Annotated in this window: 10 protein-coding genes; 7 read left to right on the top strand and 3 right to left on the bottom strand. The window is 76.5% G+C overall.

Translation table 11 applies throughout. The features are described from left to right. Nucleotides 1–182: 182 nt before the first annotated feature. Nucleotides 183–458 carry a hypothetical protein gene (locus ACIPSC_RS29630; RefSeq protein ID WP_400829741.1) on the top strand — a complete coding sequence of 92 codons (276 nt, stop codon included), beginning with the start codon at nt 183–185 and terminating at the stop codon, nt 456–458. Nucleotides 459–563: 105 nt separating this feature from the next. Here the strand turns inward: ACIPSC_RS29630 and ACIPSC_RS29625 are convergent, their stop codons facing one another. Further along, complete coding sequence (locus tag ACIPSC_RS29625; protein ID WP_400829739.1) at nt 564–1,286, bottom strand: ABC transporter ATP-binding protein; 723 nt, start codon at nt 1,284–1,286, stop codon at nt 564–566. A gap of 372 nt (nt 1,287–1,658) precedes the next feature. Between ACIPSC_RS29625 and ACIPSC_RS29620 the strand changes: the two genes are divergently transcribed. The 3 genes from ACIPSC_RS29620 to ACIPSC_RS29610 all read left to right on the top strand — a co-directional run bounded on the left by ACIPSC_RS29620 (nt 1,659) and on the right by ACIPSC_RS29610 (nt 9,059). Next, the gene (locus ACIPSC_RS29620) at nt 1,659–5,027 is read left to right on the top strand and encodes an FtsX-like permease family protein (protein WP_400829737.1); all 3,369 of its coding nucleotides are present in this window, start codon (nt 1,659–1,661) and stop codon (nt 5,025–5,027) included. Beyond that, nucleotides 5,024–7,963 carry a hypothetical protein gene (locus ACIPSC_RS29615; RefSeq protein ID WP_400829735.1) on the top strand — a complete coding sequence of 980 codons (2,940 nt, stop codon included), beginning with the start codon at nt 5,024–5,026 and terminating at the stop codon, nt 7,961–7,963. Before ACIPSC_RS29620 ends, ACIPSC_RS29615 begins: the two co-directional genes overlap by 4 nt. 109 nt (nt 7,964–8,072) lie before the next feature. After that, nucleotides 8,073–9,059 (top strand): ABC transporter ATP-binding protein, encoded by a 987-nt coding sequence (locus ACIPSC_RS29610; protein WP_400829732.1) that lies wholly within the window; start codon nt 8,073–8,075, stop codon nt 9,057–9,059. A 34-nt stretch (nt 9,060–9,093) separates the two neighbouring features. On the opposite strand, the gene ACIPSC_RS29605 is transcribed toward ACIPSC_RS29610, so the two are convergent. Next, nucleotides 9,094–9,321, bottom strand: a complete 228-nt coding sequence (locus tag ACIPSC_RS29605; RefSeq protein WP_400829730.1) for a hypothetical protein — start codon at nt 9,319–9,321, stop codon at nt 9,094–9,096. A 186-nt stretch (nt 9,322–9,507) separates the two neighbouring features. After that, nucleotides 9,508–11,082, bottom strand: a complete 1,575-nt coding sequence (locus ACIPSC_RS29600; protein WP_400829727.1) for an AMP-binding protein — start codon at nt 11,080–11,082, stop codon at nt 9,508–9,510. A 195-nt stretch (nt 11,083–11,277) separates the two neighbouring features. Between ACIPSC_RS29600 and ACIPSC_RS29595 the strand changes: the two genes are divergently transcribed. The 3 genes from ACIPSC_RS29595 (at nt 11,278) to ACIPSC_RS29585 (ending at nt 14,994) form a co-directional block, all read left to right on the top strand. Then, nucleotides 11,278–11,970: an AAA family ATPase gene (locus ACIPSC_RS29595; RefSeq protein WP_400829724.1), complete on the top strand. Its 693-nt coding sequence runs from the start codon at nt 11,278–11,280 to the stop codon at nt 11,968–11,970. 171 nt (nt 11,971–12,141) lie between these two features. Next, a complete protein-coding gene (locus ACIPSC_RS29590; RefSeq protein ID WP_400829722.1) occupies nt 12,142–12,894 on the top strand; it encodes a thioesterase II family protein in 753 nt (250 codons plus the stop codon). A gap of 315 nt (nt 12,895–13,209) precedes the next feature. Next, nucleotides 13,210–14,994 (top strand): S8 family serine peptidase, encoded by a 1,785-nt coding sequence (locus tag ACIPSC_RS29585; RefSeq protein WP_400829788.1) that lies wholly within the window; start codon nt 13,210–13,212, stop codon nt 14,992–14,994. Nucleotides 14,995–15,056: the final 62 nt, after the last annotated feature.

Below are 15,056 nucleotides of genomic sequence, written 5' to 3'. Positions count from 1 at the left end.
GTCGCCCTGGTCGCGCGCCCTGGTCGGCCTGCCGGTGCTCTACAGCGCCTTCACCCCGGGGGGGGGGGGGGGGCCGCCCCCCCCGCCCCCCCGCCCCCCCCCCCCCCCCCCCCCCCCCCCCCCCCCCCCGCGCCGGGCGGGGCTGGGATGCGGCGGCCGCCGTCCGGGCGCAGGGTCGAGGTATGAGCGGAGTGATCGTGCTGGTCGAGCTGGAGCCGTCGACCGAGGTGCTGGACGCGGGCGAGGTCGACGTGGGGGCCCGGATCCGGTGGGTGCACGCGGCGCCGCCCGATCCGGACGTGCCGGAGGACCCGGGGCCGGTCACCTTCTGCGGGATCGACACCCGGGACCTGGAACGGGAGCCCTACCGGCCGGCCGCGCCGGGGGACCCGTGGTACCCGCCCTCGCAGCGGACCAGGCGCTGCCGCGAGTGCGAGGCCGCACTCAAGGCGCTCTGACGCCGGGCAGGACGGCGTGCCCGGCGACCTCTCGGCGGGTGTCCGGGTGTCCGGGCGTCCGGGGGGCTGCCCGTTCGGGCAGTGGGGCCTGCCCGTCCGGGTCGGTCAGGAGGCCGCCTCGACGATGCGGCCGTCCTGGAGCTCGATCACCCGGTCGGCGAGCTCCATCAGGGTGGGGTCGTGGGTGGCGACCAGCGCGGTGACGCCCTCGCTGCGGACCACCGCACGCAGCAGCTGCATGATCGCGCGGCCGGTCTCGGAGTCGAGCTGGCCGGTGGGCTCGTCGGCGATGATCAGATCGGGCTCGTTGGCCAGGGCGCGGGCGATGGCGACGCGCTGCTGCTGCCCGCCGGAGAGCTCGCCGGGGCGCTGGTCGGCGTGGTCGGCGAGTCCGACCAGGGCCAGCAGGGTGCGGGCCCGCTCCTCGCGCCGGGCGCTCGGGACCTTGCGCAGCCGCATCGGCACGCCGACGTTCTCGGCCGCGGTGAGGACGGGGATCAGGCCGAAGGACTGGAACACGAAGCCGATCCGGTCCCGGCGCATCGCCAGCCGGGCCTCCTCGTCCAGACCGGCCAGCTCGGTGCCGTCCAGCGCGATGGTGCCGGCGGTCGGGTTGTCCAGGCCGCCGACCAGGTTGAGCAGGGTGGTCTTGCCGGAGCCCGACCGGCCCTTCAGCGCTGTCAGTTCACCCCGGCCGATGGAGAAGGAGACGCCGCGCAGCGCGTGCACGGCCCGCTCGCCGGTGCCGAAGCTGTGGCGGAGGTCGGTGACGGCCACCATCGGCGCGGTCGTGGACGTGGTCACGGTGCCGACCGGTTGCTGTGTCATGCGGCGTCCCCCTGGCTGTCTGTCGGTTCTGCGCGGTTCTGCGGTTCTACGGTTTTGTGGTCGGAGCGGCACCCTCGGCCTGCCGTGCGGGCCGTCATGAACGTGAATTCCGTGACGTGTTCATGGCTTTCTTGATGGCCTGTCATATGGGCGCGCGTGCTCAATGGGAAGAATTTGCTCACCAGTTACATGATTCGCGCAAGTCCCTTCCGTTCCGAGTACGAATCTGACAGCATCGTCCGCTATCCGGTGATCAAGTGCCGGTGATCATCACTCCGGCTCGCGACGGGCGCTCATCCCCGGCCGGACCCTGTTTGGGTCGGTCGGGCCGCCGCGCGGAAGCCGGGGCGATTCGTCAGGGGGAGGAACGGGATGCTCGGCTTCGTCGTGCGCCGGCTGCGCGGGCGACTGCCGCTGGCCGGTGCCGTTCTGCTCACCGTGCTGATCACCACGGCGGTGCTCACCGCGCTGGTGGCGTTCAACCGCACGGTCGGGGAGGCCGGGCTGCGCCAGTCCCTGCAGGGGGGTGGCCACGCCCGGACCACCGTGCTGGTGACCGGCGAGCACGGTCTCGACAAGCGGTCGGCCGACGACGCGGCGGTCACCGCCTACGGCAGCGGCCTCTTCGGCGGCCTCGCCGTGCGGACCGACACCGTCGCCCGTAGCCGCTCGTACGGCCTTCCGGCCGCGGGACCCGCCGGAGCAGGCACCGGTGCGGCCACCGGCGCACTCGCCGGCACCGCCGCCGGCGCGAAGGCCGCGGACCTCACGCTGCTCGCCTCCCTCGACCGCGGCCGCGTCCGCCTGCTGGCCGGTGCCTGGCCCACGGCCGTCCAGGCCGCGGCCCAGGGCAGCCCCGCCCGGGGAACGGCTTCCCCGGCGCCCGTCGAGGTCGCCGTCCCGCAGACCACGCTGGCCCGGCTCGGCCTCGACGCCGGGGCCCTGCCCGCCGAGGTCCGGCTAGACGACCGCCTCGACGGCCGGACGCTCACCGTCCGCATCACCGGCGTCTACCGCGCCGAGGACCCCGCCGACACCTACTGGCGGCTCGACACCCTGGGCGGCCGGGAGATCCAGACCGGCGGCTTCACCACCTACGGCCCGCTGCTGGTCGACGACTCCGCCTTCACCACCGCCGCCGTCCCGCAGAGCGGCCGCGGCTGGCTGCTCGGCGCCGATTTCGCCGGCATCGGCGACTCCGAGGCCGCGGCCGTCCGGGACCGCGCCCCCGGCCTCGCGAGCGGCCTCACCGGGGCGACCGGGCTGCAGGTCCGGACCGAACTCCCGGTGATCCTCCAGGAGGTGGAGTCCAGCGCCCTGGTCGCTCGCTCCACCCTGCTGATCGGCGCCCTCCAACTCGCCGTCCTGGCCGCCGCCGTGCTGCTGCTGGTGGTCCACCTGATGGCCGCCCGGCAGGAGGGCGAGAACGCCCTGCTGGCCGCGCGCGGCGCCTCCGGAGCCCGCCTCGGCGTCTTCTCCGCCACCGAGTCGCTGCTGCTCGCCCTGCCCGCCGCGCTCCTCGCGCCGCTCTGCACACCGCTGTTGCTCGGCGTGCTCGCCCGCCGGGGACCGCTGGCCCGGGTGCCGCTCGACACCGGGCCGAACTGGACGCTCTGGCCGATCGCCGCCGTCTGCGCGCTCGCCTGCGTCCTCCTCACCACCGCGCCGACCCTGGTGCGCGGGGCCGGCGGCGCGGTACTGCGCCGTGCGGGCCGGCGCCAGGCGCTGGTCGCCGGCGCGGCGCGCTCCGGCGCCGACCTCGCGGTGGTCGGCCTCGCCGTCCTCGCCTACTACCAACTGGCCCACTACGAGGGCGGACTGTCGGCGGACGCGGACGGCCGGCTGAGCCTCGACCCGGTCCTGATCGCCGCCCCCACCCTGGCGCTCGGCGCCGGCACCCTGCTGGTGCTGCGTCTGCTCCCGCTCGCCGCCCGCCTCGGCGGCCGGATCGCCGCCCGCGGCCGCGGCCTGGTGCCCGCCCTGGCCGGCTGGCAGCTCGCCCGCCGCCCCGGCCGGGCCGCCGGCCCGGTGCTGCTGCTGGTCCTCGCGGTCTCCACCGGCGTGCTGGCGCTCGGCCAGCAGAGCACCTGGTCCGCCTCCCAGCACGACCAGGCGGCCTTCGCCACCGCCGGCGGCCTGCGGATCACCGGGTCGCAGCTGCCCGCGATGGGCCAGGCCGGCCGGTACGGCGCACTGCCCGGGGGCGACCGGCTGATCCCCGTGATCCGCCAGGAGCACTCCCTGGCGGACGGTTCCCCCGCCCAGGTGCTGGCCCTCGACGCCGCGGGCTTCGCCGCCCGCGTCCCGGTCCGCCCCGACCTGCTCGGCGGGCAGAACCGCCGGGACCTCTACGCCCCGCTCGCCGCACCCGTGGCCGGGCCCGTGCCCGCCGCGCCCGCCGGGGCCACACCCGCGCCCGCCGGGGCCGCCCCCGCCGGGGCCCAGGGCGGCGTGCCGTTGCCGGGCACGCCCGCCCGGATCGACCTCGACCTCGGCAACGAGCCGTCGGCGGCGGGCGGCCTCCCGCCGCAGGCCTGGGTCCTGCTGCGGGACCGCTTCGGCGACACCTTCCGCGTCCCGCTGACCGGCGTCCCCGCCCGCGGCAGCGCTGTGGCCACCGCCGACCTCGCCGCCGTCGCCGGCGCCCCGGTCGGCACCCCAGCCGCACCGCTCACCCTCGCCGGCCTGGTCCTCGCCCTCGGGACGGAACAGGGACCGCCCCTCGTCGGGGAGTTGAGCGTCCGGGGGATCGCGGTCGCCGACAGCGCGACCGGGCCGGCCACCGCCGTCCCGGCCCCGGCCGGCCTGACCTGGAGGACCAGCACCGCCCCCGGCGAGGCCGGCTCCGGCTCCGAGGTCCTGCCGGACCGGCCCGGACGCCTGCTCGGGCTCCGTTACGCGCCCGGGAGCACCGGCGTCCGTCAGGCCGTCCTGGTGCCCGCCGGCCCGGAGACCCCGGCCGTGCTGCCCGGCCTCGCCACCCGTGCCTACCTCGCGGGCCTCGGCGCGGCCGTCGGCGACACCGTCCAGGTGACGCTCGGCGCCAACGGCCTGAAGGTCCGGATCACCGGCGTGGTCGACTCGGTGCCGGTCGCCGGCAGCACCGCCCTGGTCGTCGACCTCGCCGCCACCGGACGCCTGCTCGCCACCGGCGGCCGCCAGCTGCCCGCCGTCACCGAGTGGTGGCTGCCCGCCACCGGGCCGGACGATCCGGTGCCCGCCCGAGCGGCGGCCGCGCTGCGCGACACCCCCGGCGGACAGCAGCTGCTGCTCGACTCCGAGGTCGCCGACGGCCTGCTCGCCGACCCGCTCAGCGCCGCCCCGCAGGGCGCGCTCGCCGCCATCGCCCTGGCCAGCACCGTGCTGGCGGCCATCGGCTTCGCCGCGGCCGCCGCGGCCTCCGCCCGCGAGCGCGCCGCCGAGTTCACCGTGCTGCTCGCCCTCGGCACCCCCAGGCGGTGGCTGCTCCGCACGGCCGTCGCCGAGCAGGCCGTCCTGGTCCTGCTGGGCAGCCTCGTCGGCCTCGGCCTCGGCGCCCTGATCGTCCGCCTGATCGTGCCGCTCCTGGTGCTCACCCCGGCGGCCCGCCGGCCGGTCCCCGAGGTCCTGGTCGACCTGCCGCTCGGCTGGTCGCTGCTGCTCACGGCCGCGGTCGCCGTCGTACCCCTGCTGTCGGCCTTCCTGATCGGACGCAGCCGTCGAGACGTGGCCGCCCGGCTGCGGCACGTGGAGGAGATGTGACCACCCCGGCCGACACCCGCACCCCCCGCCCCGCCGGGGCCCGGCCGACGGCCGTCCACCGGCCCGCACCCTGGGTCCGCACCCGGCTGCGGTCGGGGCGGCTCGCCGCCCTGCTCGTGGCGGCGCTCGCGTTCGGCACCGTCCTCCTCGCCGCGGCCTTCCCGCGCGCCCTCGACCGGGGGACGGACGACGCGCTGCACCGCTTCCTCCAGGACCGCGGGCCTTCCTGGAACAGCCTGGTGGCCACCGCCGCCCACCGCAACGACGCCGCCGACCTCGACGAGGTCGCCCGCAGGCTCGCCGCCCGCCCCGGCATCACGTTCCACTACGGCGAGCCCGGCCCGGTGTACGGGGCACGCGGCGACAAGCCCCGCCCGCTCGCCAACCACGGCTACGCCCGCCCCGACGGCGTCCCGCCGAAGGTCGGCCTGATGTACCTGCACGGGATCACCGACCGGGCCACCGTGGTGGCGGGCGGCTGGCCGGCCGACGCCGGAGGCCAGGACGGCCCGATCCCGGTCGCGCTCAGCAGGAACGCGGCCGACAGCATCGGCATTCGCCTCGGCGACGTCCTGCTCGGCGGCGAGGAGGGCGGGGACACGGTCCGGGCGAAGGTGGTCGGCCTCTACACCGTCAACGACCCGCACGACCCGTACTGGGCCGACGCGGGCTGCCTCGACCGCGCCTGCGCGCAGGGCAACCCGCACGTCACCCTCGTGGCCGACGGCGTCGTCGCCGCCGGGGCGCTGGACCGGATCGCCGAGTGGGGCGTCCACACCACCGACTTCTGGCGGCTGCCCGTCGACTCCGGCGCCCTGCACGCCCGCAGCCTGCCCGAGACGGGCAGGGAGATCGCCGGCTACCTGAGCGGCCCCACGGCCGTCGCACTGGCCGCCCACACCGGCCGGGACGACCTGAGCATCACCTCCCAGCTGCCCACGGCGTTCAAGCAGGCCACCGCCCGGCAGAACGCCGCAGCGCCGCTCGCCGCGATCGGCCCGGCCGGCCTGGCCGGGGTCGGCGCCCTGGTGCTCTTCCTGGCCGCCGGCCTCGCCACCGACCGGCGCACCGCCGAACTGCGACTGCTCCAGGCCCGCGGCGGCTCCCGCGGCGGCGTCCTGCTGCGCCTGCTCGGCGAGGGCGCGGTGACCGTGCTCCCCGCCGCCGCGGTGGCGACCGCACTCGCCCTCAAGCTGGTGGAGACCCCGCGCTGGACGGAGGCCGTGCTGGCCGCGCTCGCCGTCACCCTGGTCGCCCTGCTGGGCTTCCCGGTCCGCGCGGCGACGTTCTGGTCCAAGCCGCGACGGAGGAACGGCGGACGCCGGCTGGTCGGGGAGCTCCTGGTGCTGGTCGCCACCGCCGCGGCGGTGCTGGAGGTCCGCCGGCGCGGCGTCGCGCCGGACGGCCAGGGCCTGGACCTGCTGCTCGTGGCGGCCCCGCTGCTGCTCGCCGCCACCGGCGGCCTCGTGCTCGCCCGGCTCCAGCCGGTCGTGGTCGGGGCACTCGCCCGGGTGGCCGGCCGGCGCCCCGGCCTGATCGGCTTCCTCGGCCTGGCCCGCGCCGCCCGCGCCGCCCGCGGCTCCGGCGGCCGGGCCCGGCCCTCGCTGCTGCCCCTGCTCGCGATGACCCTCGCCGTCACCACGGCGGGCTTCGGCGCCACCGTGCTGGACGCGGTCGACGGCGCCCGGCTGCGCGCCGCCCGGAGCGTCGTCGGCGGCGACGCGGCCGTGGGCACCCCCACCGGCGTCTCGCTGCCGACGCAGTTCACCCAGGCCGCCGCCGCGATGCCCGGCGTCCGGCTCGCCACCAGCGTCTGGTGGGAGAGCGAGGTCTTCCTGCTCGGCAGCGACGCCGGGCCGGTCCGGGTCAGCGCCCTGGTCGTCGACCCGCAGGCCTACGCCGAGCTCTCCAGGAGCGTCGGCCGCGGCGCGTTCGACCCGGCCCTCCTCGCCGGCGGCGCGGGCGGCCCCGACGCGCCGCTGCCCGCGCTCTTCAGCAACGCGCTGGGCAAGCAGCTCGGCGGCGACGGCTACCGGCTGCGGCTGCCCAACGGCTGGGAGCTCAAGGCCGCGGTCGCCGGCCGGATCGGTGCCACGCCCGCGCTGGTCGGCGACGACCGCAAGTTCGTCGTGCTGCCGTCCGGGCCCGCGGTCGCGCAGCGCTCCGAACTCGGGCAGCCGAACCTCTGGTTCGCGGTGGGTGACATCGACGAGAGGCAGCTGAAGCGGCTGGTGCGGGAGCTGGCGCCGCCGGTGGCCTGGCGGGTCGCCTTCGGCGAGCACCCCGGGGCGGTGCTTCCCCCGGTGGCGACCGGGGTGGAGCCGTCGCCCGCCTCCGGGGCGGCCTCCGCGCCCGGCACTTCGGCCTCCGCGTCCGCCTCCACGTCCGCACCCGCCTCCGCGCCCACTTCCGCCGACGGCGCGGCCGAGGCCGACGCCGTGCCGAACGGCTTCCAGGTGCGCACCAGCGCCACCCTGGCCGCCGAGTTCGCCGCCGACCCGCTCCAGCGCTCGGCCGGCCGGCTGTTCTGGGCCGCCGTGATCGGCGCCGCCGGGTTCGCGCTGCTCGCCGTCCTGCTGACGCTGGTCCGGACCGCGCCCGAGCGCGCCGCCCTGCTCGCCCGGCTGCGCACCATGGGCCTGCGCCCCCGGCAGGGCCTGGCGCTGATCCTCGCCGAGACCGTGCCGCAGACCCTCGTCGCCGCCGTCGGCGGCGGACTGGTGGCACTGGCGGCGACCGCCCTGCTCGGCCCGGCGTTCGACCTCTCGGTGCTGGTCGGCGCGGAGGTCCCGCCCGGGCTGCAGCCCGCGGTGCTGCCGGTGCTGCGCCAGGTGCTCGGACTGGTGGCCCTGATCACCGTCGGCGTGCTCGCCGAGGCACTGATCGCCGGACGGCGGCACATCGCCACCGAACTGCGGGTGGGGGACCAGCGTTGACGGACAGTGGACGGGCCCGGCCGCACGGCCGGGCGGACGGCAAGCGAATCGGCCCGCGGCGACCGCGGCCACAGGAGCGCCCCGGCGCAGCGGCGACAGGAGACCAGCGTTGAACAGCCTCCCCCTGAGCCGGACGGCCGAGCCGGCCCCCACCCTCCAGGAGCTCCAGGAGCGCGCGCTCGCCGCCGCCCGGCCCAAGGCCCCCGGCGGGGACGCGGCGATCGTCTGCGACCGCCTGGTGCGCATCTTCTCCACCGAGGGCATCGAGGTGCAGGCGCTCCAGGGCCTGGAGCTGACCATCCAGCAGGGTGACCTGGTGGCCCTGGTGGGCGCCTCCGGCAGCGGCAAGTCCACCCTGCTCACCATCCTGGCCGGGCTCGACGTGCCGACCGCCGGCACCGCCACCGTCGCCGGCCGCGACCTGCTGGAGATGTCGGCCCGCGACCGGCTGCGCTACCGGCGCGAGGTCGTCGGCTTCATCTGGCAGCAGACCGCGCGGAACCTGCTGCCGTTCCTGACAGCCGCCGAGAACATCGCCCTGCCGATGCAGCTGCGCGGCCGCAGGGCCGGACTCGGCACCAGGCAGAAGGCCGCCCGGGTGGCCGAGCTGCTGGAGGCGCTGGAGATCGGCGACCTCGCTCACCGGCGCCCGCGCGAGATGTCCGGCGGCCAGCAGCAGCGTGTGGCCATCGCCGTCGCGATGGCCAACAACCCGCCGGTGCTGCTCGCCGACGAGCCCACCGGCGAGCTCGACTCGGAAACCGGCGCGGCGATCTTCGAGGCGTTCCGCACCGTCAACCGCGAACTCGGCGCCACCGTCGTCATCGTGACCCACGACCCGATGGTGGCGGGCGAGGTGCGCCGCACGGTGGCCATCCGCGACGGGCGCACCAGCAGCGAGGTGCTGCGCCGGACGGTGACGGACGAACACGGCGAGGAGTCGGTCAACGAGCGCGAGTACGTGATGCTTGACCGGACCGGCCGGGTGCAGCTGCCGGTGAAGTTCCTGGAGGCGCTCGGGATGGAGCACCGGGTCGCGGTGGACCTGGCCGCCGACCACATCGAGGTCCGCCCGGACGACATCCCCGGTCACTGACGTCGCAAGGGCGGGGTGGCCGGCGGAAGGCCGCTCAGCTCTCGCCGGGGCGGCGGAACAGGCCGCTGCGCTCGGCGTCCCCGCGCAGGGTGTCCTGCGCGCCGCCCCGGCCTCTGCCGTCCTCCCCGTCGGCCGCGTCGCCGCCGTCGCCCCGGGCGGTGCGGTCCCCGCGGGCGGCGGCCGTGCAGAGGGCGAAGACGAGCAGGGCGCTGGCCGCCACGGCGAGGATGCCGAGCGCGGTCAGGACGCGGAGCCAGGTCACGGAAGGTTCCTCCTGGGGGGACGGACGGTGCGAGAGGGGTATCGGCACGTCGGCCCGGGAGGTCGAGCGGACACGGACGGTTTCGTCGGACGCCCGCCGCGCAGTCGGGCGCGCACGCGGGCGCCGGAGGCGTCCGGGCGTGCGCCGCCTTCCTTCGTACGCCCCCTGGGTTGTCCGCACGCCGGCCTACGCGCGCGACCCAGACTCCGCCCCGGCGCCCGACCCCGACCCGTCCTCCGGCAGCAGGGCCCGCAGCGCCGCGAGGTCCGGCTTCCCCGTCTCGGCCAGCGGCAGCTCCGGGAGCACCAGGATCGTCGTCGGATCGCAGAGCGGACCGCCGCGCTCCTGCATCCACCGGTGCAGCTGCCGCTCCGTCACCGGCGCCCCGGGCGCGGTGGTCACCGCGGCATGCACCCGCTCCAGCCGGTCCCGGCCGGTGGTCGCGAACATCACCGCCTCCCGCACCGCCGGGTGCGCCAGCAGCGGCTGCTCGACGTCCTGCGGGTAGATGTTGTGCGCGTCGACGATGGCCATCGCGTCCCGGCGCCCGGCCACCGTCAGGTAGCCGGACCGGTCCAGGCTGCCCAGGTCGCCGGTGTGCAGCCAGCCGTCCCGCAGCACCCGCGCGGTCAGCTCCGGGTCCCGCCAGTAGCCCGTCATCGCCGTCGGCGTCCGGACGCAGATCTCGCCGAGCGCGCCCACCGGGAGCGGAGCGCCCTCCTCGTCCACGATCCGCACCTCGGTGTCCGGCAGGGGCCGCCCGGCGGTGCGGAGCAGCCGCGGATCCAGGTGCTCGTCCGGCGTCAGCCGGGTCACCGGACCGGCCTCCGTCAGGCTGTAGGTCTGGTGCATCACCCGGCCCAGCCGGCGGGTGGCCTCGGCCAGGCGCTCAGGCGCCGCCGCGCACCCGGTGTAGGTGACGCGGCGCAGGCTCCCGGTGTCGGTGCCGGACAGCGCGGGGTGGTCGAGGACCTGGTACAGCAGGTGCGGCGGCAGGTAGACCCGCGACACCCGGTACCGCTCGATCGCCTCCAGCACCGCCCCGGCCGAGAACCCGTCCTGCAGGACGACGGTGCCGCCCGCCGCCAGCGCCAGATCGGCCGTGGTGCCGCCGCCGTGGCCGAGCGCGGTGCAGAGCAGGAAGGTGGACGCGGCGATCAGCTCGGGTCGCGGCGGGCGGGCGAAGCGGCGCTGGACGCCCTTGGGCCGGCCGGTCGAACCGGCGGTGAAGCGCACCGCCATCACGTCGTCCGGCCGGTACGCGGGGGCCGGCGGGGCGGGGGAGAGCGGGGCGGCCAGCTCCAGCAGGTCGGTGCCGAACGCGCTCGGACCGAGCGCCAGGACCAGCGCCTCCGGCAGCGCGGCGGCGATCCGGCGCGCCGCGTCGGTGCCGCGGGCCGGGTCGAAGACGAGCGCCGCCGTCCGCGCGTCCTCGGCGAGGGCGACCCCGTCCGCCACCGGGCGGTCGGCGTGCAGCACCGCGACCCGGCAGCCGATCAGGTTCGCGGCCGGCCGCACCAGCAGCGCCTCGGGGGTGTTCCCGGCCAGCAGCGTGACGCCGTCACCGCGCCCCAGCCCGGCCGAGGCCAGCGCACGGGCCAGCCGGTACACCGTCTCCAGGCATTCCCGGGCGGTCACCGCCCGCTCCCCGTGGCGGATCGCCACCCGCTCCGGTGCGCGGGCCAGCCCGTCCAGCACCATGGCGGTGTACGTCGCCACCCCGGGCCCGGCGCCCGCTCCCGCCACCAGCGTCCCCGTCACGTCCCGTCCTCCGCCGGTACCCGTCCGTCCGAATCGCCTGACAGTCCATCACATCCGTAACGGGCGTCGACGCCGGGTGCGGGGTGGTTCACCCGCGGGGCGTCCGCAGACGCGCCCCGCGGGTCCGGGCACGCCGGGAGGCGGGCCGGTGTTGTTAAGGTTCCGGCTCGGGCACAGACGGGGAAAGTGAGCACGATGAACAGGCCGACCACGCCGACCGCGCCGGGCGGGCAGACCGCGGGACGGCAGGGGGCGCAGGCAGCGATGGAACCGCAGGGTCTGGTCGACCTCCGGGGCGAGACGGGGGCCGCCTTCGCCGTCCACTACCCGCCGGACGCCGTCGTGGTCGTCTCCGGCCTCCCCGGCAGCGGCAAGAGCACCCTGCTGCGCCGCTGGTCGGCGCAGGCCCCTACGGCCGCCACGGTCGACCCCCGGGCCGTCCACGAGGCCTGCGAGGCGCTGATGCCGGCGGCCCTGCCGTACGCCGTCTACCGGCCGTGGGCGCGGCTGGAGCACTTCCGCCTGCTGCGCGCCTCGGTCCGCCGGGGCGGACCGCTGCTGGTGCACGACTGCGGCAGCCGGGCCTGGATGCGCCGCTGGCTCGCCCGCGAGGCCGCCCGCCAGGGCCGCGTCCTGCACCTCGTGCTGCTGGACGTGGGCGCCGCCACCGCCCTCGCCGGGCAGCGCGAGCGGGGCCGCTGGGCCCCGCGCCGGGCCTTCGCCCGGCACCGCCGCGGGCTCGACCGCCTGATCGCCGGGCTGACCCGGCACGCCCGGGGCGGGGCTCCGAGCCCCACCCCCGAGGCGGCCTCCGTCCTGCTGCTCGACCACGTCTCCCGCTCGCGGGCCGCCGCAGCCCGCTTCGGACCGCCGCCCGCCGAGCGGTAGCCGACCCGGTTCGGCCCGGCCCGGCCCGGCCCGGCCCGGCCCGGTTCGGCCCGCCCGGCCCGGCCCGGTTCGGACGGACAGTCAGGAGGGGCTGCAGCGGTGGGAGTGGGCGGAGGGGAGACTGGGGAGGAAGTGATCAACAGATCCCCGTTCGCAGAAAGGCCGCTTCGCATGCCCGGCAGCACCGCCACCACGAGCTCCTGGTTCCGCCGCTTCCACCCCGCCGACACCGCGCCCGCGCGACTCGTCCTCTTCCCGCACGCCGGCGGCACGGCGACGTACTTCTTCGACTGGGCCGCCGAGCTGTCGCCGTACGCCGACGTGCTCGCCGTCCAGTACCCGGGCCGGCAGAACCGCTACCACGAGCCGGTCGTGGACTCGGTCGCCGAGCTGGCCGACGACATCCACCGGGCGCTGCTGCCGTGGGCCGACCGGCCGCTGACGCTCTTCGGGCACAGCATGGGCGCGGCGGTCGCCTTCGAGGTGGCCCGCCGGTTCGCCGCCGGCGGCGGGCCCGCGCCGGTCCGCCTGTTCGTCTCCGGCAGCCGGGCGCCCTCCCGGCCGCGGGAGGAGGCCGTGCACAAGCTGTCGGACGAGGAACTGCTCGGGCGGGTGGCCGCGCTCGGCGGCACCGACCAGCGCGTGCTGGACGACCCGGAGCTGCGGGCGCTCGTCCTGCCGTCACTTCGCGCCGACCACGCCGCGATCGAGACCTACAGGTGCGGGCCGGACGCCGTGGTGCCGCAGCCGATCACCGCGTTGACCGGTGATGCGGACCCGCGCGCCAGCCTGGAGGAGGTCCAGGACTGGGCCGGGCACACCACCGGCGGCTTCGACATGCGGGTCTTCCCGGGCGGTCACTTCTACCTGGCGGAGCAGCGCCGCGCGGTGCTGGACGTGCTGGTGGAGCACCTGGAGGGGTGAGCGCGGGGCCCGGCCGGCCGGGGGCCGGTCCGGGCCCCGGCCGGGGGTTCCGGCGGTCCCGGCGGTGGCGTTCGGTGCGCGCCCGGTGGCGGTCGGTACGCGAAACGGGTGGCTGATCGTCATGACATCAAAAGTTGACATTGTTGTGACAAGCCGTCATGCGTAAAGCCTTCCCCAAGTGTGCACGGTTCTGGCATGTTGCGTTCAACACCTGCGTGATCCCCTCACACGCGGGCCGATCGGAGGACGCACTTGTCACCCCTGATATCCCGGCGGCTGGGCCGCCCGGCCGCCGCTCTCGCCGCGCTCTCGGCGATGGCGCTCGCCGCCCCCGCCACCCTCGCCACCGCGGCGGCCGCCGCCCCCACCGGCACCACCCCCGCCCTCGCGGCCGGTGCCGACCGGGTCCCCGGCACCCCCGCCGCCGCCCCGGCCGCCCCGGTCGCGCGCGCCGCGGCCGGCTGGGCCGCCGGGACCCGCTCCTACCTGGTCATCAGCGCCCCCGCCGACACCGCCGCCGCGAAGGCCGCCGTGACCGCCAACGGCGGTACCGTCTTTGCGAGTTACGATGCCATCGGCGTCGTCGTCGCCCACTCGACCTCGGCCTCGTTCGCCACCGCGCTGCGCGGCGTCGCGGGTGTCCAGAAGGTCGGCGCGACCCGCACCTCCGACGTGCCGGCCGACGCCTATGCCCCTGCCCTGCCGGCCAACCCCGCCCAGGCGGCGACCACCCTCACCGAGTCCAACCGCTGGGACATGACCCAGATCAAGGCCGACCAGGCCTGGGCCGTGAGCACCGGTTCGCCCTCCGTCAAGGTCGGCGTGCTGGACACCGGCGTGGACGACCAGCACCAGGACCTCGCGCCGAACTTCGACGCCGCCGACTCCGCCTCCTGCGCCTACGGCAAGGCCGACACCCGGGCCGGCGCCTGGCGCGACGTCGACACCCACGGCACACACGTCGCCGGCACCATCGCCGCCGCCAAGAACGGCAAGGGCGTCGTCGGCGTGGCCCCCGGCGTGAAGATCGCCTCGGTCCGGATCGCCGAGCCGAGCTCCACGCTGTTCTACGCCGAGAACACCGTCTGCGGCTTCGTCTGGGCCGGCGACCACGGCTTCAAGGTGACCAACAACAGCTACTACACCGACCCGTGGCAGTTCAACTGCCCCGACAACCTCGACCAGGCGGCCATCATCGAGGGCGTCAAGCGCGCCCAGGAGTACGCCGAGGGCAAGGGCTCGCTGCAGGTCGCCGCCGCCGGCAACTCCAACTACGACCTGGCGAACAAGACGACCGACTCGGAGAGCCCCAACGACTCCACCCCGGTCACCCGGACCATCACCAACGCCTGCATCGACATCCCGACCGAGCTGCCCGGCGTGGTGACGGTCGCTGCCACGGGCAGCGGCAGCGGCAAGGCGTCCTACTCCAACTTCGGCCGGGGCGTCATCGACGTCGCGGCCCCGGGCGGAGACGGCGCGACCGGCGTCTACTCCACCCTGCCCGGCGGCAAGTACGGCTCCAAGAGCGGCACTTCGATGGCGTCCCCGCACGTCACCGGCGTGGCCGCGCTGATCGCCGGCGCCAACCCGACGTTCACCCCGGCCGACATCCGGGCCAAGCTGGCCGCCCAGGCCAACGACCTGGCCTGCCCCTCGGACAGCCGTTGCACCGGCACCACCGCGAACAACGGCTTCTTCGGCGAGGGGCAGGTCGACGCGCTGAAGGCGGTCGGCGGGAGCATCCCCCCGACCGGCAAGTACTTCGAGAACCTCACCGACGTGGCGATCACCGACAACGCCACCGTGGAGAGCCCGATCGCCGTCACCGGCGTGACCGGCAACGCCTCCGCCACCCTCAAGGTCGGCGTGGACATCAAGCACACCTACCGCGGTGACCTGGTGATCTCGCTGGTCGCCCCCGACGGTGCGGTCTACCTCCTGGAGGACTTCGCGAACGGCGACAGTGCCGACGACGTCGCCAAGACGTACACCGTGAACGCCTCGGCGAGCGCGGCGAACGGCACCTGGAAGCTCCGGGTCAAGGACGGTGCCTCGGGCGACGTCGGCACCGTCGACGCCTGGAACCTCACCTTCTAGGACATGGCCTGGCCGATCCGGCCGTACCACCCACCCGCGCTCCGCCGCCCCCTCGGGCGGCG

Origin of the sequence: Kitasatospora sp. NPDC090091, from assembly GCF_044747365.1 — a bacterium.
Lineage (GTDB): Bacteria > Actinomycetota > Actinomycetes > Streptomycetales > Streptomycetaceae > Kitasatospora.
The sequence above is the reverse complement of the archived record's forward strand: the minus strand, read 5'-3'. Positions and strand labels throughout refer to the sequence as shown.

Coding starts and splice junctions, on each gene's coding strand:
- ACIPSC_RS29585 (WP_400829788.1), top strand. CDS start 13,210: ATGGCGCTCGCCGCCCCCGCCACCCTCGCCACCGCGGCGGCCGCCGCC.
- ACIPSC_RS29630 (WP_400829741.1), top strand. CDS start 183: ATGAGCGGAGTGATCGTGCTGGTCGAGCTGGAGCCGTCGACCGAGGTG.
- ACIPSC_RS29620 (WP_400829737.1), top strand. CDS start 1,659: ATGCTCGGCTTCGTCGTGCGCCGGCTGCGCGGGCGACTGCCGCTGGCC.
- ACIPSC_RS29625 (WP_400829739.1), bottom strand. CDS start 1,286: ATGACACAGCAACCGGTCGGCACCGTGACCACGTCCACGACCGCGCCG.
- ACIPSC_RS29595 (WP_400829724.1), top strand. CDS start 11,278: ATGAACAGGCCGACCACGCCGACCGCGCCGGGCGGGCAGACCGCGGGA.
- ACIPSC_RS29590 (WP_400829722.1), top strand. CDS start 12,142: ATGCCCGGCAGCACCGCCACCACGAGCTCCTGGTTCCGCCGCTTCCAC.